The organism is Sulfitobacter sp. F26169L (genome assembly GCF_026410285.1).
Classification (GTDB): Bacteria; Pseudomonadota; Alphaproteobacteria; order Rhodobacterales; family Rhodobacteraceae; genus Sulfitobacter.
The window spans coordinates 288,646-305,321 of the sequence record NZ_JAPMLP010000003.1 but is presented as its reverse complement, the minus strand read 5'-3'; the positions used below and the strand labels follow the sequence as shown (position 1 = coordinate 305,321).

Genomic DNA, 16,676 nt, shown 5'->3' with positions numbered 1-16,676 from the left:
AAAACATGGGTGGCGACGTGGGAGATTATGGGAAATCGGTGTCAGGCCATGGGTGGTGAACCCTTCACCGTGGAAGGATTCGCGGGATTCGGGCCGGATTCTGCCTCCTTGTCTGTGGGGTGTGAGAACAGAAGGGGAATCTGTAAAAGTGTTATGTAATGTTCACATTTCGTGAGTGTTGCGTCTGGGAAATTGTGGGAATTTTTTTCGCTCCGTTGTCTGCACTATATATGGTGTGTGTGGCGAAAATATGTGGCAAATGTTCCAAAAATTGCAGATTCTTCGTACTAAATCTTGTTTTTACCTGTGCCAAAAAGCAACATATTGTGCCTTAGCGTGAAGAAAACTATTTACGCCCATGAATTCCCGTGGCATCCCTTGTGCATCGGATGAGAGCGAGACAGGGGCACCAAACGACCCCATATAAAAATAAACTCTAGCAGGTTTCATACAGGCCTCGATTTCATCAGACCAAGAGATCCGGCGCGTGAGCGAGCAGACATCCCCCCAGGTGGCGCGCGCAGTCGGACTTCCCCACCACGGTGGGAACAAGTGGCGGGTTGATCAGTGGCAGCAGATCAATCCGCCCTTTTTACATTCAGGGGGTCGGGTGCGCAATTCCCGATCACAGTACGGGACAGACGCCGCGCAAATCGCGGGTAAAGGAAAACAGGGTGAGCCGAAGGTTCAGAGGCGAAAGCCATCACAAGGTCGACACAAAGGGGAGGGTATCTATACCCGCCTCTTTTCGGCGTGTGTTGGAGGCATCTGATCCGAACTGGAAATCCGGCGAAACACCCGAACTGGTGATTGTGTATGGCGATCACCGCCGCAGCTATCTTGAATGTTACACAATGGCCGCAATCGAAGAGGTCGACGCGAAGATTGACGCGCTTCCACGTGGCTCCATGCAGCGCAAGATGCTTCAGGCCCTGTTTCACGGGCAGTCGTTTCCCACGACTGTCGATGAAACCGGACGGCTGGTATTGCCTGCGAAACTGCGCGGCAAGATTGATCTGGATAAAGAGGCGTTTTTCATCGGCATGGGTGACACGTTCCAGATCTGGCGGCCCGAGACATATGACACCGAAGAGCGCGCCAAGCAGGAAGCATGGCTCGACGAACTGCCTGAGGATTTCGATCCGATGCAGTTCCTGGACGGACCCGTCGAGGTGTAGCGCGGTATGGCTGCTCCTCAACCCTCTCCGCATATACCTGTTCTTCTACGCCCTATTCTGGCGGCTGTGGCCCCTGTTGAGGGGGTGTGGCTGGACGGGACGTTTGGCGCAGGCGGCTACACCCGCGGATTTCTGGATGCAGGTGCAGAGCGCGTGATTGCAGTGGACCGTGATCCGCTGGCGTTCGAGATGGCAAAGCCGTGGGCAGCTACTTACGGAGACCGTCTGGTGATGCAGCAGGGTGTTTTCTCTAAAATGGATGAATACGCGCAAAACCTCGACGGGGTGGTGCTTGATCTGGGTGTTTCGTCCATGCAGCTTGATCTGGCGGAGCGTGGCTTTTCGTTCATGCGCGACGGGCCGCTGGACATGCGGATGTCGCAGGACGGTCCCTCCGCCGCTGACCTGGTGAACGAAGCCTCGGAAGAGGAACTTGCCAACATCATTTTTCTTTATGGGGAAGAGCGCGCAAGCCGTCGCATCGCCAAAAAGATTGTATTGGCACGCGCTGATGCACCGCTGACACGCACGCTGGAGCTGGCCAGGCTGGTTGAAAGCTGTCTGCCCCGCGCCAAACCGAACCAGAGCCATCCTGCCACGCGCACATTTCAGGCGCTGCGTATCGCTGTGAATAACGAATACGGCGAGCTTTGGGAGGGTTTGATGGCCGCGGAACGTGCCCTCAAGCCGGGGGGCAAGCTGGCCGTCGTCACCTTCCATTCGGTTGAGGATCGCATGGTCAAACGCTTTTTGACAGCGCGCGCAGGGGCAGGGGGCAATGCCAACCGCTTTGCTCCCGAGGTGGCGCAGGACCCGCCGCAATTTACGCTGAAATCCCGCAAGGCCATCGGACCGGACGCACAGGAGCTGGATGAAAATCCGCGCTCGCGCAGTGCCAAGTTACGCGTTGCCACGCGCACGGATGCCCCCGCTGGCACAATCGAGGCGCGCGCCATCGGGATGCCAATGATGAAGGAGAAAAAGCAATGAGAAGCGTAATTTACGTGTTGACCGCTTTGGGCGTCATCGGCTTGGCCTTCTGGGCGTATCGTGAAAATTACGCCACGCAGGCGGTACTGAACGACACCGACAAACTGCACAGCGAAATTCGCAACGCCCACGCGCGGCTGGCTATCTTGCGCGCTGAATGGGCATACCAGAACCGCCCCGACCGCCTGCGCGATCTGGCAGAGCTGAATTTCGAGCGGTTGCAGTTGTTGCCGCTTCACCCCGACCAGTTTGGTCAAGTGGACGAGGTCCGCTACCCTGTGCCTGAATTACTACCCATTACCAATCCGGTTGATGTGTCGACCATGAATGCGGAGGATCCGCTATGATCCGCACACCCCTACGTCCCTTGGCGCGCATTCTTGAGGCCCGCGCAAAGGGTGAAAACCCCGATGCAATCGAACATCAGAACCGTCGTATCCGCCATGAACAGATGCGCGATCAGGATCGCAGCCGCGCAGAGGGGCGGTTGCTGGTGCTTGGCATGTTCTTTTTCTGCGCGTTCGCTGTGGTTGGCGCGCGGATGGGCCTGCTGGCCGTGTCCGACCCCGTCGAGCCGCGCGCACATGCGCCCGGATCGGTTATTGCGAACACCCGCGCCGATATCGTTGACCGTAACGGCCGCATTCTGGCAACCAATCTGGATACCCACGCGCTTTATGCGCAGCCGCCGCATATGATCGATCCCGAAGCGGCGGCGCGCAAGCTCGCGAAAATCTTCCCCGATCTGAAAGAAGAGCGGCTGATCAAGGATTTCACCGGCAAGCGCAAGTTCCTGTGGGTGAAAAAGAAAATCAGCCCCGAACAGATGCAGGCCGTGCATGATATCGGTGATCCGGGGTTGCTGTTTGCCCCGCGTGACATGCGCCTCTACCCCAACGGCAAGCTTGCCGCGCATATCATGGGGGGCGCCAGTTTTGGCCGCGAGGGCGTGCGCGCTGCCGAGGTGATCGGTGTGGCGGGCGTAGAAAAGTACTTTGATGACTATCTGCGTGATCCTGCCAATGCTGGCAAACCGTTGGAACTCAGCCTTGATCTGACAGTGCAAGCCGCCTCCGAGCGAGTGTTGGAAGGTGGTATGAAGCTGATGAATGCCAAAGGTGCTACATCAATTTTGATGGATGTGCATACCGGCGAAGTGATCAGCGTAGCGTCCTTGCCCAGCTTCGATCCCAACAACCGGCCACGTCCGGCGATCGAGGGCGATCCCTCCGACAGCCCGTTGTTCAACCGCTCGGTGCAAGGCGTGTACGAGCTTGGCTCTACGTTCAAGATTTTCGCCGCAGCCCAGGCGATGGAACTGGGGCTTGTGAATGAAAATACGATGATCAATACGGCAGGCCCGATGAAGGTGGGCGGCCACAGAATCGGCGAGTTTCACAACAAGAACTACGGCACTATTACTGTCAGCCAGATCATTGAAAAGTCGTCCAACCGTGGCACGGGCCGTCTGGCGCTGATGGTGGGTAAGGAGCGCCAGCAGGAGTTTCTGCGCAGTCTCGGCTTGTTTGACCGCACCCCGTTCGAGATTGTCGAGGCATCCGGTGGCAAGCCACTGCTGCCTGCGCGCTACACCGATCTGTCTGCGGTTACTATCTCCTACGGTCACGGGATTTCGACAACAGCAATGCATCTGGCAGCAGGATACGCTGCCATTGCCAACGGTGGCCGCGTTGTGAAGCCGACGCTGGTAAAGCAGACAGAGCAGCAGATGGGTGCGCGGGTCTTGCGCCCCGAGGTCGCGGCTTCAGCGCGCCGTATGTTGCGCGATGTGGTTGTGGGCGATGACGGCACCGCCAGTTTTGGCGAAGTGGCCGGATATTTTGTAGCAGGCAAGACTGGTACAGCGGACAAGCCGAAACCGCGTGGCGGGTATTACAAAGACAAAACGATCACAACATTTGCATCGATGTTCCCCGCACATGATCCGCGCTATGTGCTGATCGTGACGCTGGATGAACCTGTCGAGACGTCGAGTGGCAAACCGCGCCGCACAGCAGGCTGGACCGCCGTGCCGATTGCTGCCGAAATGATCCGCCGCGTTGCCCCGCTTTTGGGAATGCGTCCGGCCATTGAACCCGCAGGTGTCGCTGGTATAACGCTCACCAGCAGCAACTAAGCCAACAGGCCCCTATATGAACACCGCTCCAAGTATCTCTCTCAATTCCTTGGGGCTGATGGCCGCGGGGGGTGAGAATCCGGCGCTCAGCGGCGTCGAGGTTGACAGCCGCCGTGTGAAACAGGGCACTCTGTTTGCCGCTATGCCCGGATCATTGGTGCACGGGGCCAGATTTGTTGATAAGGCGCTTGCGCAAGGCGCGGTTGCAATCCTGACTGATCCGGCCGGTGCGCAGATCGCGGGGGATGCCGTTCGCGCCGCAGGCGCCGCGCTGGTCATTTCCGAGCAGCCGCGTGAGGCGTTGGCCCGTACGGCCGCGCTTTGGTTCGGAGCGCAGCCAAAAACAATGGTTGCCATCACGGGCACCAACGGCAAAACCTCTGTCAGTACGTTTGTGCGCCAGATATGGATCGAAATGGGGCTTGAGGCGGTAAATCTGGGCACAACAGGGGTAGAGGGCGCGTGGGCCGCCCCGCTGGCGCACACCACGCCAGAGCCGATCACATTGCACCGCACGTTGGCGCAGGCGGCCGCCAACGGCATCACCCATGGCGCGATGGAGGCATCATCGCACGGGCTGGACCAGCGCCGCCTTGACGGCGTGACCCTGACCGCCGCAGGATTTACCAACTTTACCCAGGATCATCTGGACTATCACGAAACCTTTGAAGCGTATTTTGACGCCAAGGCCGGGTTGTTTGCGCGTGTGTTGCCCGAAGATGGCACCGCTGTGATCAACATCGATGACGCGAAAGGCGTTGAAATGGCGGCAATCGCACGGGCGCGCGGCTGTGACGTGATAACTGTTGGCCGTGACGGAGGGGACTTGCACCTGACCGCACAGCGTTTTGACGCCACAGGGCAGGATTTGCGGTTTGTGTGGCGCGGTAAGGCGTATCAAAAACGGCTTGAGCTGATTGGCGGATTTCAGGCAGACAATGTGCTGCTGGCCGCCGGGCTGGTGATCGCTTGCGGTGCTGATCCGTCCGAAGTGTTTGATACTATTCCGCATCTGACAACTGTGCGGGGCCGGATGCAGCTGGCCGCCACCCGCGATAATTCGGCGGCTGTGTTTGTCGATTATGCCCATACACCCGATGCAATTGCCACTGCACTCGCGGCGATGCGCCCACACGTGATGGGACGGTTGGTTGCGATTGTCGGCGCCGGGGGGGATCGCGACAGGGCAAAGCGCCCGCTGATGGGGGCTGCTGCTGCTGAGCACGCCGATGTTGTGTTTGTCACCGATGATAATCCGCGCTCGGAAGATCCTGCCGCGATCCGTGCGGCGGTGATGGAAGGATGCCCTGACGCCACCGAGGTCGGTGACCGCGCCGAGGCGATCCTGCGCGGGGTGGATATACTGGAACCCGGTGATGCGCTGCTGATCGCAGGCAAGGGGCACGAAACCGGCCAGACCATCGGCGATGATGTGCTGCCCTTTGATGATGTGGAACAGGCCAGCGTTGCCGTGGCGGCACTGGACGGGAGACTGACATGAGCTTGTGGACAGCAGCAGAGGCGCAAGCCGCCACCGGCGGGGAGTTGCGCGGTGATTGGGACGTAAACGGCGTATCCATCGACACCCGCACGATTGCGGCAGGGGATCTGTTTGTCGCCCTGAAAGATGTGCGTGACGGCCATGATTTTGTTGCCGCTGCTTTGGAAAAAGGTGCGGGTGCCGCACTGGTGTCACGCATACCTGACGGGGTCGCAGACGACGCGCCCTTGCTGATTGTGCCCGATGTCCTGAAGGCGCTGGAGGCACTGGGTGCGGCGGCGCGCGCGCGCACGGATGCCTGCGTAATCGGTATCACCGGATCGGTTGGCAAAACCTCGACCAAGGAAATGCTGCTGGCGATCCTGTCAGAGCAAGGGCGCACACATGCTTCGGTGGCCAGCTACAACAACCATTGGGGCGTACCGCTGACGCTGGCGCGTATGCCTGCCGACACCGAATACGCAATCATCGAAATGGGCATGAACCATCCGGGCGAAATTCTGCCCCTGACCATGCTCGCGCGGCCCCACGCCGCGCTGATCACAACCGTTGCCGCGGCCCATCTGGAAGCGTTTGAGAATATCGCAGGAATTGCTGTTGAAAAAGCCAGCATTTTCGACAGCCTGCCGATTGGCGGCGCGGCGGTCTATAACGCTGACGTTGAAACATCGGCCATCCTGGCGGCCAAGGCGCATGACAAACGCCTGAACGGAATTGCCTTTGGTGAAAACGGTTTCGACTGGAAGCTTAAAGAGCTGACCATTCAGGGGGACACAACTGTTGTTCAGGCAGAGGTGAACGACAAGCCGCTGCTGTTCAAGCTTGCCACACCGGGGCGCCATTTTGCCATGAACGGTCTGGGCGCGCTTGCGATCGTCGAGGCGATTGGTGCCGATCTGGCGCAGGCGGTTGCCGCGCTGGGCCGCTGGACCCCGTACAAGGGGCGCGGCCTGCGTGAGGTGATCCAGCTCGATCCGGTCGAGCCGCAAAAGCGGCTTTCCCTGATTGATGACAGTTATAATGCCAATCCCACCTCTATGGCCGCATCGCTGGAGGTGCTGGCAGGAGCGCAGACCACGGATGGCGTGGGCCGTATCGGCAAAGGCCGCCGGATTGCATTTCTGGGGGATATGAAAGAACTGGGCGCGGATGACGTGGCCCTTCACGCAGGGCTTGCCCATCTGGAGGCCACCAAAAAGCTGGACGTTGTGCATTGCATCGGGCCGCTGATGCGCGCCCTTTATGAATTGTTGCCCGAACACCAGCGGGGTGACTGGTTTGAAACATCCGAGGAAATGTGCCAAGGCCTACGCCACCGGCTCGACGCGGGTGATGTGGTGCTGGCCAAAGGATCACTGAGCATGAAATTAGGCCTGATCGTTGACGCCATCCGTAAAATGGGCCATCCGGTAACAGATGTTTGATGCCCTATGCAGGGGAAGTGGTGACGATTCCTACAACATGTGGGCATCGGTGCGGCTTAACAAGTAAGGACGATGTATGCTCTATTGGTTGACACTGCTGTCGGATGGCGGCGATTTTTTTAACCTTTTCCGCTACATCACATTTCGCGCAGGCGGCGCATTCCTCACGGCGCTGATATTCGGGTTCATCTTTGGCAAGCCGCTGATCAACATGTTGCGCCGTACACAGGGCAAGGGCCAGCCGATCCGCGATGACGGTCCCGAAGGGCATTTCGCCAAAGCTGGCACCCCAACCATGGGCGGTTTGCTGATTGTCGGCGCGCTACTTACCTCGACGCTTTTGTGGGCGCGTCTGGATAACCCCTTCATCTGGATGGTTCTTTTCGTCACGATGAGCTTCGCTGTTATCGGGTTTGCAGATGATTACGCCAAGGTAAGCAAGCAAACCGTTGCCGGTGTATCATCAAGACTGCGGCTGCTGCTGGGATTTGCAATTGCGGGAATCGCCGGTTACTGGGCCGCAGCCTATCATCCCGAACACTTACAAGCGCAACTGGCGCTGCCGGTATTCAAGAACACCTTGATCAATCTTGGATTTGTATTTGTTCCGTTCGCTATGATCGTGATCGTTGGTGCTGCCAATGCGGTGAACCTTACCGACGGGCTGGACGGGCTGGCGATCATGCCTGTGATGATCGCGGCGGGGACGCTGGGTGTTATTGCTTATGCCGTTGGCCGTGTTGATTTCACAGAATATCTCGATGTCCATTACGTTCCCGGTACGGGAGAGTTGCTGGTCTTTACCGCAGGTATCTTTGGCGGTGGCCTCGGGTTCTTGTGGTACAATGCACCACCTGCGGCAGTGTTTATGGGCGATACCGGGTCGCTTGCGCTGGGCGGCGCGTTGGGCGCGATTGCAGTGGCAACCAAGCACGAGCTGGTTCTGGGCATTGTCGGTGGCCTGTTTGTGGTCGAGGCGCTGTCGGTGATTGTGCAAGTGCTTTATTTCAAGCGCACCGGAAAGCGGGTGTTTCTGATGGCCCCGATCCATCACCATTATGAGAAGAAGGGCTGGGCAGAGCCGCAGATTGTGATCCGCTTCTGGATTATTTCGCTGATCCTGGCGTTGATCGGTCTGGCCACACTAAAGGTCCGGTAATGTCGCAAGCGGTAAAAGACACACGGGCGATGATTTCCGGCATGGCTCCGCTGCTTGATGAAACGGTTTATCATTTCTGCACTGCCCCCGAAGAGCTGTTGCCGCAGGCGCTCGCCAGCTTTCGTGAGGACGAGGGACTATCGCTGATCCTGTCGGAAGATGTCGCGGCTGAGCATGGATTGCAAAGCGCGCTGCCCATGATGCGGATCACGTTCACGGTTCATTCCGCGCTTGACGGTGTGGGGCTGACTGCCGCCGTGGCGGGTGAACTGGCGCGTGCAGGCATTGCATGCAACATGGTTGCCGGTGCGCACCACGATCATGCTTTTGTGCCTGCCCAGGATGCTGCGCGGGCTGTGGCCTTGCTGTCTGCGTTGGCCGAGGCCACCTGAACGGCGCAGGTGCTGAATACGGGGTTCTGATCAGTGTGACATTTGCACTGGCTGACAAAACAGGGGGCGGCAAAAATGATACCGGTACAGGGGCTTGGCGGCGCAAAAGTTGCCGTATTGGGGTTGGGCCGTTCCGGTCTGTCGGCTGCGCGTGCACTTAGGGCGGGCGGGGCAGAGCCGCTTTGCTGGGATGACAACCCAAAGGCACGCGCGGCAGCAGAGGCCGAAGGTTTTGCATGTGCCGAGCTGACCAAACAGGGCGCGTTTGAAGGTATCGCGCGGCTGATCGTCAGTCCGGGTATTCCGCATCTTTACCCAGTGCCCAATCCTGTCGTTGCGGCGGCGTTAGAGGCCGGTGTGCCTGTCGATAACGATATCGGCCTGTTTTTCCAAAGCTTCGCTACATCCGAGTGGAACAACTTCGATATCGCGCCGCGCGTTGTGGCGGTGACTGGATCAAACGGGAAATCGACCACATCCGCGCTGATCCACCACATTCTTGAACATGCGGGGCGCAACGCGCAACTGGCGGGTAACATCGGGCGCGGTGTTCTGGATATCGAGCCTGCGTCCTCGGGCGGGGTGGTTGTGCTGGAATTGTCCAGCTACCAGACTGATCTGGCGCGCAATCTGACGCCTGATGTGGCCGTATTGACCAACCTGTCGCCGGATCATCTTGACCGTCACGCTGGCATGGGCGGCTATTTCGCGGCCAAGCGGCGCCTATTTGCCGAAGGCGGGCCAGACCGTGCCATCGTCGGTGTGGATGAGGCCGAGGGCGCATTTCTGGCAGGGCAGCTCAGCGAAGGGGCGGTTGATGATCGTGTGATCCGCGTGAGCGTTGCGCGAAAGCTGACCGGCCCCGGCTGGCAGGTGTTTGCGCGCAAAGGGTTTCTGAGCGAGTACCGCAACGGCAAACAGGCAGCATCGATTGATCTGCGCGGCGTTGCCGGATTGCCCGGATCACACAACCACCAGAACGCTTGCTGTGCTTACGCCGCGTGCCGCGCACTGGGTCTGGCGCCCAAGGTGATCGAAGCAGCCTTTCACAGCTTTGGCGGATTGCCCCACCGCAGTCAGACAATCGGTGAAAAGGATGGCGTCAGGTTTGTGAATGACAGCAAGGCCACCAATGTCGATTCGGCAGCCAAAGCGCTGGCGGCATTCACAAATATCCGCTGGATCTGTGGCGGGTTGGAGAAAGAGGGCGGTCTGTCCGGACTGGCGGGGGCTGCGGATACGGTGCGCAAAGCCTATGTGATTGGGCGGGAGGCCGCGGGGTTTGCGATGCAACTGAATGTAGAAGCAGAGGTGTGCACAACCATGGACACAGCCGTTTCACGCGCAATTGCGGATGCCGAGGCAGGGGACGTGGTGCTGTTGGCGCCCGCCGCCGCCAGTTTTGATCAATACGACAGTTTTGAAAAACGCGGTGACGATTTTGTGCGGCTGGTTAAGGCGCATCTTGGCTAGTGGTCGTTGATTGCGCTGGCCGCTGCCATTGCAGACGACCACGCCCATTGAAAATTGTATCCGCCCAGCCAGCCCGTGACATCCAGCGCCTCACCGATGAAGTATAGGCCGGAATGATCCTTGGCAGCCATGGTGCGGGCGTTGATTGCATCCGTGTCGATACCGCCCAGCGTGACCTCTGCGGTGCGATACCCTTCGGTGCCATTCGGGGTTAGCTTCCACTCACGTAGTCCTTCGATCAATGCGCCAAGCCGTTTGTCGGACCAATCCGCCAGATTTCCGCCCAGATCGAACCGACCGGCCAAATGCTCCACCAGCCGGGCGGGCAGATGGCGCGAAAGCTCGGTTGTAAAATTGCGCCGGCCCGCCTCCTGTCGCTGTTGGCGCAGGGCCTCGTATAGACCATCGGGAACAATGTTGAGCGTCACAGGCGCGCCCTCTGTCCAGTAAGAGGATGCTTGCAGGATCGCCGGGCCGGACAGGCCGCGATGTGTGAACAAAAGGGCCTCTTCAAACACCGGCCCGTCTGCATGAACACGCGCAGGCGTGGCAACGCCCGAGATTTCGGCAAACCGACCGTCCGAAAATGTGAACGGCACCAATGCAGGGCGCGTCTGTGTGACGGGCAGCCCGAATTGCTGCGCGATATCATAGGCAAACCCCGTAGCACCCATTTTTGGAATGGATTTTCCGCCAGTTGCGATGATCAGGTTTCGCGCTGTTACTCTTTGTTTTTTATCAGGGCCTTCCAGCGTGAAGGTGAAGTGTTCCCCTTGTTTTTCCACGTCGCTGATCTGGCTTTTCAACTGCAAGTTGACATCACGCGCGGCCATCAGTTTGTGCAACATCGCGATAATGTCTTTTGCGCTGTTGTCGCAAAACAGCTGGCCCAGCGTTTTCTCGTGCCACGCGATGCCGTGCGCCTCCACCAGTGTGATAAAATCCCATTGGGTATAGCGGGCAAGCGCCGATTTAGCGAAATGTGGATTGGCGCTGATGAAAGCATCGGGATCGGTGTAGAGATTGGTAAAGTTGCACCGTCCCCCGCCCGAAATGCGGATCTTCTCACCCGCCGCCTTGGCATGATCCACCAGCAACGTGCGCCCGTTCAGATGCGCTGCACACATCATGCCTGCGGCACCTGCACCAATGATTGCTGTATCGTATTCCATGGGACTTCAGGTGCCCTATGCCGTGCGGGTGGTCAAGCGTTCGTGAACAGGGCTTGTGGTCTAGAATGTGTTGGTTAGGTGATCAATATTCAAATCAGGAGAGAACATATGACAGCCCTTCCCGCAGCGAGCATTTTTCCAAAGACAGAAGTACCGAGATTGGGCGGTGGCACCCTGACACTCGGTGTGCCGCAAGGCGGTCACGATTGGCAATTGGTGGTGGTTTACCGTGGCCTTCATTGCCCGTTGTGTAAGTCTTATCTGGCCACGCTTCAACAGCTTGAAGCCGATTTCAATGATCTGGGAGTTGATGTCGTCACCGTGTCTGGTGATCCAGAAGAAAAGGCACGCGCGTTCCGTGATGAAAAAGAACTGACGCTGCCGATCGGTTATGACTTGAGCTTGGATCAGATGGATGCGCTTGGCCTTTATATATCCGATCCGCGCAGCGAAAAGGAAACCGACCGGCCGTTCTCCGAGCCGGGTTTGTTTGTAATAAATGCTGACGGCGCGATCCAGATCGTAGATGTGTCCAACGCACCATTTTCACGGCCCGATCTGGATAGTCTCTTGAGTGGTATCAAGTTTATCCGCAAAAACGATTACCCTGTTCGTGGAACACATGTGCGCTGATCAGCGATTTAAAACAGGGCAAAGGGTCTAGCCGCGCACAGATTTACGCGTTACAGTCAGGGCTAGACCCCCGCAAAGGGGGCGCACAGGCAGTTTAAGGCACGTACCCATGACAGAAATGGTTTATGGCGCGGTTCCCGTCAGGGACGGCGAACCAATCCTCCCCAAGTGGTGGCGGACGCTCGACAAATGGGCGTTGTCCTGCATTTTGATGCTGTTTGGCGTTGGCATGTTGTTGGGCCTTGCAGCCTCACCGCCACTTGCAGAAAAAAACGGGTTTGAGCCGTTTCACTATGTCCAGCGGCAAGCGTTCTTTGGTGGACTCGCGATGATTGCGATGATGCTGACATCCATGATGTCGCCGACAATGGTGCGGCGGCTGGCGGTTTTGGGGTTTCTTGCATCTTTTGTCGCCCTGATGTTCCTGCCGGTGTTCGGGACAGATTTTGGTAAGGGCGCAACGCGCTGGTATAGCCTCGGTTTTGCGTCTGTGCAGCCCTCCGAATTCCTCAAGCCCGGTTTTGTGGTTGTTGCCGCGTGGATGATGGCCGCCAGCCTTGAGATTAACGGCCCCCCAGGCAAAGCATGGTCATTCGGACTGTGTATAACAATCGTTTTGATGTTGGCATTGCAACCCGATTTCGGTCAGGCATGTCTGGTGCTGTTCGGTTGGGGTGTGATGTATTTTGTCGCCGGTGCGCCGATGGTGCTGCTGGTCGGTATGGCGGGGCTGGTTGTGATGGCAGGCTATTTTGCCTATGCTAGCTCGGAACATTTTGCCCGCCGCATTGATGGCTTCCTTAGCGTGGATGTCGATCCGACAACCCAGCTGGGATATGCGACCAATGCAATCCGCGAGGGTGGCTTGTTTGGCGTTGGTGTGGGCGAGGGGGAAGTGAAATGGTCACTTCCCGATGCGCATACCGACTTTATCATTGCGGTCGCGGCAGAGGAATACGGACTGGTGCTGGTGCTGTGCATCATCGCGCTTTATGCCTCTGTTGTGGTCCGCTCATTGCTGCGCCTAGTGCGGGAACGTGACCCGTTTATCCGCCTTGCAGGAACTGGTCTGGCCTGCATGTTCGGCGTGCAGGCGATGATCAATATGGGGGTTGCCGTGCGTTTGTTGCCAGCCAAAGGAATGACATTGCCGTTCGTTAGCTATGGCGGTTCGTCCGTTATCGCCTCTGGCATTGCGCTGGGGATGTTGCTGGCGTTCACGCGCACTCGCCCGCAAGGTGAAATCAGCGCCCTGCTGGCGCGGAGCAGGACATGAACCGGGCACCGCTTCTTGTGATTGCAGCCGGAGGGACCGGCGGGCATATGTTTCCCGCACAGGCACTGGCAGAGGTGATGCTGGCGCGCGGCTGGCGCGTCAAGCTGAGCACCGATGCCCGCGGGGCACGATACACAAGCGGTTTTTCTGACGCTGTGGAGATTGAACAGATCGCAAGCGCGACGTTTGCGCGCGGCGGTATTTGGACGAAGGCCTTGGTGCCGTTTCGCATTGCGGCTGGCACGGTCAGGTCCGTGTGGCGGATGCTGCGCGATAAGCCTGCCGCTGTTGTCGGTTTTGGCGGGTACCCGTCGATCCCGGCAATCGGGGCTGCGTGGATATTGCGCCTGCCGCGGATGATTCATGAACAAAACGGCGTCCTCGGTCGCGTAAACGAAGTGTTTGCCAGACGCGTGGATGCTGTTGCCTGCGGAACATGGCCGACAACGTTGCCCGAGGGCGTGAACGGTGTGCATGTGGGTAATCCGGTGCGTGCTGCTGTTCTGGAGCGTGCGGGCGCAGGCTATATCGCGCCCGGTGATTACCCGATGGAGTTGCTGGTAATGGGCGGATCGCAAGGGGCGCGCATCCTCAGTGACGTGGTGCCACCAGCTATTGCCGCCTTGCCTATGGAAATGCTGCGTAACATTCGCGTCAGCCATCAGGCCCGCGACGAAGACGCAACACGCGTTTCCGAATACTATGCCGAGAATGGTATCAATGCGGATGTGCAGCCGTTTTTCCACGATGTCCCGCGGCGCATGTCCGAAGCACAACTTGTCATCAGCCGCTCGGGTGCGTCTTCGATTGCTGATATTACCGTCATCGGGCGGCCCGCAATCCTGATCCCGTTTGCCGCTGCTGCTGGGGATCATCAGGTTGCCAATGCGCAAGGGTTGGTTGACGCTGAGGCAGCTATTTTGATCCGCGAAGAGGCCGCCTATCCCGACAGTCTGTGCGAATACATCCAGATGATCCTCACCAACGGTCCTGCTGCCACCAAAATGGCCAACAGCGCATTGTCGTTGGGCAAGCCGGAGGCGGCGGAAACGCTTGCCGATATGGTCGAAAACCTAACCATCCCCAAGGAGCCCAGCCAATGAACGCCGCAACCAAATTGCCCGGAGATGTGGGCGCCATTCATTTCGTCGGGATCGGCGGTATCGGCATGTCGGGTATTGCCGAGGTTTTGTTGAATCACGGCTATGACGTGCAGGGTTCTGATCTGAAATCCACGCCGATTACCGATCGGCTGGCCGAGCTGGGCGCTAGAATATTCGAAGGTCAGAGCGCTGAAAATATCAAGAACGCACAGGTTGTTGTGATTTCCTCCGCGATCAAGCAGGGCAACCCTGAACTGGACGCCGCGCGCGAGATGGGCCTGCCGATTGTGCGCCGTGCCGAAATGCTGGCCGAACTGATGCGGCTGAAATCAAATATCGCCGTTGCAGGCACTCACGGCAAAACCACCACGACGACAATGGTTGCGGCTCTGCTGGATGGCGGCGGGTTTGATCCCACTGTAGTGAACGGCGGCATCATCCACGCCTATGGCAGTAACGCGCGCAAGGGCGAGGGCGAGTGGATGGTGGTAGAGGCCGACGAGAGTGACGGCACCTTCAACCGCCTGCCTGCCACCATCGCCATCGTGACCAACATTGACCCCGAGCATATGGAGCATTGGGGCACGATCGAGAATTTGCGTCAGGGGTTCCTCGATTTCACCTCCAACATTCCGTTTTACGGTGTAGCGGTGTGCTGCATTGATCACCCCGAGGTGCAGAACCTTGTGGGCAAGATCACCGACCGCCGCGTGATTACATATGGCTTCAACGCGCAGGCCGATGTGCGAGCCGTGGGATTGCAGTATAAGAACGGTGTGGCGCATTTTGATGTGCATCTGCAAAACGACGATATCGTGATCAAGGATTGCCAGCTGCCGATGCCGGGCGATCATAACGTTTCCAACGCGCTGGCGGCGGTTGCTGTGGCGCGGCATCTGGGCATGAAGACCGAGGAAATCCGCGCAGCACTTGAAGGCTTTGGAGGGGTGAACCGCCGCTTTACCAAGGTGGGCGTTGTTGATGGCGTCACGATCATTGACGATTATGCGCACCATCCGGTTGAAATTGCCGCCGCCCTGAAGGCCGCGCGTCAATCTGCCGAGGGGCGTGTCATCGCCATTCACCAGCCGCACCGCTATTCCCGCCTGAGTCATCATTTCGATGAGTTCTGTGCCTGTTTCAACGATAGTGATGTTGTCGGCATTACAGAAGTCTACGCCGCAGGTGAGGATCCGATCGAAGGCGCGGACCGTGATGCATTGGTGTCCGGCTTGATCCAGCATGGCCACCGCCATGCGCGCCGTATTGACGGACCCGACGACATCGCCCGCCTTGTCGCCGAGCAAGCGCGTGCAGGTGATATGGTTATCTGCCTCGGTGCGGGAACAATCAGTAACTGGGTCAACGATCTACCGGACGCGCTGCGCGCGCTGAAAGGTGCGGCTGCGTGACCTGGTTTGCGGCCCTTTTACTGCTTTTGCCGTTTGGCGCTGTGCCGATGGTGTTTCTTTTCGGCGTCCTTCGGACGGTGACAATCTGCTGTGTGCTGCTATTGCTGTATATCATCGCGCCTTTCGTCTATTTTGCCCTGCGCAGTCTGGAACATGCCGATGCAACCATCCTGTCCACATGGCGTTACATGATGCAGGCGGATGTGCTGAAACCGCTGGTGATCATCGTTGCGTATAGCGGAGTGTGGATCGCTGCTGGTATTGCTGCCGGTGCACTTGCTTCGTTTGCCTACTCCCGCATTAAAGGGCACCGCGCATGACGTTGATCTGGCTTTCGATTGCTTGGGTGTTTGCGTCTGCTGCCACGGCGATGTTGCCGATGCGGCGGCAGTATGTTCCCGGTATTGCGCTGCTGGTCGCCGCGCCGGTGCTGATCGTCATGGCGGGCTTCCAGTTCGGCTGGATTTACGCGCTGCTCGGGCTGGCCGCGTTTGTATCCATGTTCCGCAATCCGCTGCGCTATATCGCGGCGCGTTTGCGGGGTGAAAACCCGGAGATCCCTGAATGAGCGCTTCTCTTCTGCTTGCCTGCCTATGGGCACTGATCGCCAACGTTCTGGCCATGACGCCCAGCCGTGACTATCACTGGCGCAATGCCTATATACTGGTTGCCGTGGGCATACCGATCCTGGGATATGTCGTGATGCAGCACGGTCCGTGGATCGGCTTGCTGGTGCTGGCGGGGGCGTGTTCGGTTCTGCGCTGGCCGGTGATCTATTTGGGGCGATGGTTGCGCCGTGGTGGCCGCAACACCCCTGCGGAGTAAT

Annotated in this window: 17 protein-coding genes; 16 read left to right on the top strand and 1 reads right to left on the bottom strand. The window is 58.4% G+C overall.

Translation table 11 applies throughout. The features are described from left to right. Positions 1-674 precede the first annotated feature (674 nt). The 9 genes from mraZ to murD all read left to right on the top strand — a co-directional run bounded on the left by mraZ (position 675) and on the right by murD (position 10,254). Complete coding sequence (mraZ, locus tag OS189_RS08290) at positions 675-1,178, top strand: division/cell wall cluster transcriptional repressor MraZ (RefSeq protein WP_267166828.1); 504 nt, start codon at positions 675-677, stop codon at positions 1,176-1,178. 6 nt (positions 1,179-1,184) lie between these two features. Then, positions 1,185-2,168, top strand: a complete 984-nt coding sequence (rsmH, locus tag OS189_RS08285; RefSeq protein WP_267166827.1) for a 16S rRNA (cytosine(1402)-N(4))-methyltransferase RsmH — start codon at positions 1,185-1,187, stop codon at positions 2,166-2,168. Beyond that, on the top strand, positions 2,165-2,515 hold the full coding sequence (gene ftsL, locus OS189_RS08280) for a cell division protein FtsL (RefSeq protein WP_267166826.1): 351 nt from the start codon (positions 2,165-2,167) through the stop codon (positions 2,513-2,515). Before rsmH ends, ftsL begins: the two co-directional genes overlap by 4 nt. Continuing rightward, complete coding sequence (locus tag OS189_RS08275) at positions 2,512-4,305, top strand: peptidoglycan D,D-transpeptidase FtsI family protein (protein WP_267166825.1); 1,794 nt, start codon at positions 2,512-2,514, stop codon at positions 4,303-4,305. The genes ftsL and OS189_RS08275 overlap by 4 nt, the downstream gene beginning before the upstream one ends. A 16-nt stretch (positions 4,306-4,321) precedes the next feature. Next, positions 4,322-5,806 carry a UDP-N-acetylmuramoyl-L-alanyl-D-glutamate--2,6-diaminopimelate ligase gene (locus OS189_RS08270; RefSeq protein WP_267166824.1) on the top strand — a complete coding sequence of 495 codons (1,485 nt, stop codon included), beginning with the start codon at positions 4,322-4,324 and terminating at the stop codon, positions 5,804-5,806. Beyond that, positions 5,803-7,230, top strand: coding sequence for a UDP-N-acetylmuramoyl-tripeptide--D-alanyl-D-alanine ligase (locus tag OS189_RS08265; RefSeq protein ID WP_267166823.1), 1,428 nt, complete (start codon positions 5,803-5,805; stop codon positions 7,228-7,230). Before OS189_RS08270 ends, OS189_RS08265 begins: the two co-directional genes overlap by 4 nt. A gap of 76 nt (positions 7,231-7,306) precedes the next feature. Further along, entirely contained in the window at positions 7,307-8,389 is a 1,083-nt protein-coding gene (gene mraY / locus OS189_RS08260) for a phospho-N-acetylmuramoyl-pentapeptide-transferase (protein ID WP_267166822.1), read from the top strand. Beyond that, the gene (locus tag OS189_RS08255; RefSeq protein ID WP_267166821.1) at positions 8,389-8,781 is read left to right on the top strand and encodes an ACT domain-containing protein; all 393 of its coding nucleotides are present in this window, start codon (positions 8,389-8,391) and stop codon (positions 8,779-8,781) included. The genes mraY and OS189_RS08255 overlap by 1 nt, the downstream gene beginning before the upstream one ends. 75 nt (positions 8,782-8,856) lie before the next feature. After that, positions 8,857-10,254: a UDP-N-acetylmuramoyl-L-alanine--D-glutamate ligase gene (gene murD / locus OS189_RS08250; protein WP_267166820.1), complete on the top strand. Its 1,398-nt coding sequence runs from the start codon at positions 8,857-8,859 to the stop codon at positions 10,252-10,254. Here murD and OS189_RS08245 read toward each other — a convergent pair. Continuing rightward, on the bottom strand, positions 10,251-11,426 hold the full coding sequence (locus tag OS189_RS08245; protein WP_267166819.1) for a BaiN/RdsA family NAD(P)/FAD-dependent oxidoreductase: 1,176 nt from the start codon (positions 11,424-11,426) through the stop codon (positions 10,251-10,253). The two genes, murD and OS189_RS08245, sit on opposite strands and share 4 nt — an antisense overlap. Before the next feature lie 108 nt (positions 11,427-11,534). On the opposite strand from OS189_RS08245, the gene OS189_RS08240 reads away from it, so the two are divergent. From OS189_RS08240 to OS189_RS08210, 7 genes are all read left to right on the top strand, one after another. Then, positions 11,535-12,059 carry a peroxiredoxin-like family protein gene (locus OS189_RS08240; RefSeq protein WP_267166818.1) on the top strand — a complete coding sequence of 175 codons (525 nt, stop codon included), beginning with the start codon at positions 11,535-11,537 and terminating at the stop codon, positions 12,057-12,059. A 109-nt stretch (positions 12,060-12,168) separates the two neighbouring features. Continuing rightward, positions 12,169-13,335: a putative lipid II flippase FtsW gene (gene ftsW, locus OS189_RS08235; RefSeq protein WP_267166817.1), complete on the top strand. Its 1,167-nt coding sequence runs from the start codon at positions 12,169-12,171 to the stop codon at positions 13,333-13,335. Next, on the top strand, positions 13,332-14,438 hold the full coding sequence (locus OS189_RS08230; protein WP_267166816.1) for a UDP-N-acetylglucosamine--N-acetylmuramyl-(pentapeptide) pyrophosphoryl-undecaprenol N-acetylglucosamine transferase: 1,107 nt from the start codon (positions 13,332-13,334) through the stop codon (positions 14,436-14,438). Before ftsW ends, OS189_RS08230 begins: the two co-directional genes overlap by 4 nt. Further along, positions 14,435-15,850 carry a UDP-N-acetylmuramate--L-alanine ligase gene (gene murC, locus OS189_RS08225; RefSeq protein WP_267166815.1) on the top strand — a complete coding sequence of 472 codons (1,416 nt, stop codon included), beginning with the start codon at positions 14,435-14,437 and terminating at the stop codon, positions 15,848-15,850. Before OS189_RS08230 ends, murC begins: the two co-directional genes overlap by 4 nt. Next, a complete protein-coding gene (locus OS189_RS08220) occupies positions 15,847-16,170 on the top strand; it encodes a hypothetical protein (RefSeq protein ID WP_267166814.1) in 324 nt (107 codons plus the stop codon). The genes murC and OS189_RS08220 overlap by 4 nt, the downstream gene beginning before the upstream one ends. Next, positions 16,167-16,418 carry a DUF2484 family protein gene (locus OS189_RS08215; RefSeq protein WP_267166813.1) on the top strand — a complete coding sequence of 84 codons (252 nt, stop codon included), beginning with the start codon at positions 16,167-16,169 and terminating at the stop codon, positions 16,416-16,418. Before OS189_RS08220 ends, OS189_RS08215 begins: the two co-directional genes overlap by 4 nt. Continuing rightward, a complete protein-coding gene (locus tag OS189_RS08210; RefSeq protein WP_267166812.1) occupies positions 16,415-16,675 on the top strand; it encodes a DUF2484 family protein in 261 nt (86 codons plus the stop codon). Before OS189_RS08215 ends, OS189_RS08210 begins: the two co-directional genes overlap by 4 nt. Position 16,676 lies beyond the last annotated feature (1 nt).

What these genes read in the sequence shown, in the direction of transcription:
- rsmH (WP_267166827.1), top strand. Translation starts at nt 1,185, where the DNA reads ATGGCTGCTCCTCAACCCTCTCCGCATATACCTGTTCTTCTACGCCCT.
- ftsL (WP_267166826.1), top strand. Translation starts at nt 2,165, where the DNA reads ATGAGAAGCGTAATTTACGTGTTGACCGCTTTGGGCGTCATCGGCTTG.
- OS189_RS08275 (WP_267166825.1), top strand. Translation starts at nt 2,512, where the DNA reads ATGATCCGCACACCCCTACGTCCCTTGGCGCGCATTCTTGAGGCCCGC.
- OS189_RS08270 (WP_267166824.1), top strand. Translation starts at nt 4,322, where the DNA reads ATGAACACCGCTCCAAGTATCTCTCTCAATTCCTTGGGGCTGATGGCC.
- OS189_RS08265 (WP_267166823.1), top strand. Translation starts at nt 5,803, where the DNA reads ATGAGCTTGTGGACAGCAGCAGAGGCGCAAGCCGCCACCGGCGGGGAG.
- mraY (WP_267166822.1), top strand. Translation starts at nt 7,307, where the DNA reads ATGCTCTATTGGTTGACACTGCTGTCGGATGGCGGCGATTTTTTTAAC.
- OS189_RS08255 (WP_267166821.1), top strand. Translation starts at nt 8,389, where the DNA reads ATGTCGCAAGCGGTAAAAGACACACGGGCGATGATTTCCGGCATGGCT.
- murD (WP_267166820.1), top strand. Translation starts at nt 8,857, where the DNA reads ATGATACCGGTACAGGGGCTTGGCGGCGCAAAAGTTGCCGTATTGGGG.
- OS189_RS08245 (WP_267166819.1), bottom strand. Translation starts at nt 11,426, where the DNA reads ATGGAATACGATACAGCAATCATTGGTGCAGGTGCCGCAGGCATGATG.
- OS189_RS08240 (WP_267166818.1), top strand. Translation starts at nt 11,535, where the DNA reads ATGACAGCCCTTCCCGCAGCGAGCATTTTTCCAAAGACAGAAGTACCG.
- ftsW (WP_267166817.1), top strand. Translation starts at nt 12,169, where the DNA reads ATGACAGAAATGGTTTATGGCGCGGTTCCCGTCAGGGACGGCGAACCA.
- OS189_RS08230 (WP_267166816.1), top strand. Translation starts at nt 13,332, where the DNA reads ATGAACCGGGCACCGCTTCTTGTGATTGCAGCCGGAGGGACCGGCGGG.
- murC (WP_267166815.1), top strand. Translation starts at nt 14,435, where the DNA reads ATGAACGCCGCAACCAAATTGCCCGGAGATGTGGGCGCCATTCATTTC.
- OS189_RS08215 (WP_267166813.1), top strand. Translation starts at nt 16,167, where the DNA reads ATGACGTTGATCTGGCTTTCGATTGCTTGGGTGTTTGCGTCTGCTGCC.
- OS189_RS08210 (WP_267166812.1), top strand. Translation starts at nt 16,415, where the DNA reads ATGAGCGCTTCTCTTCTGCTTGCCTGCCTATGGGCACTGATCGCCAAC.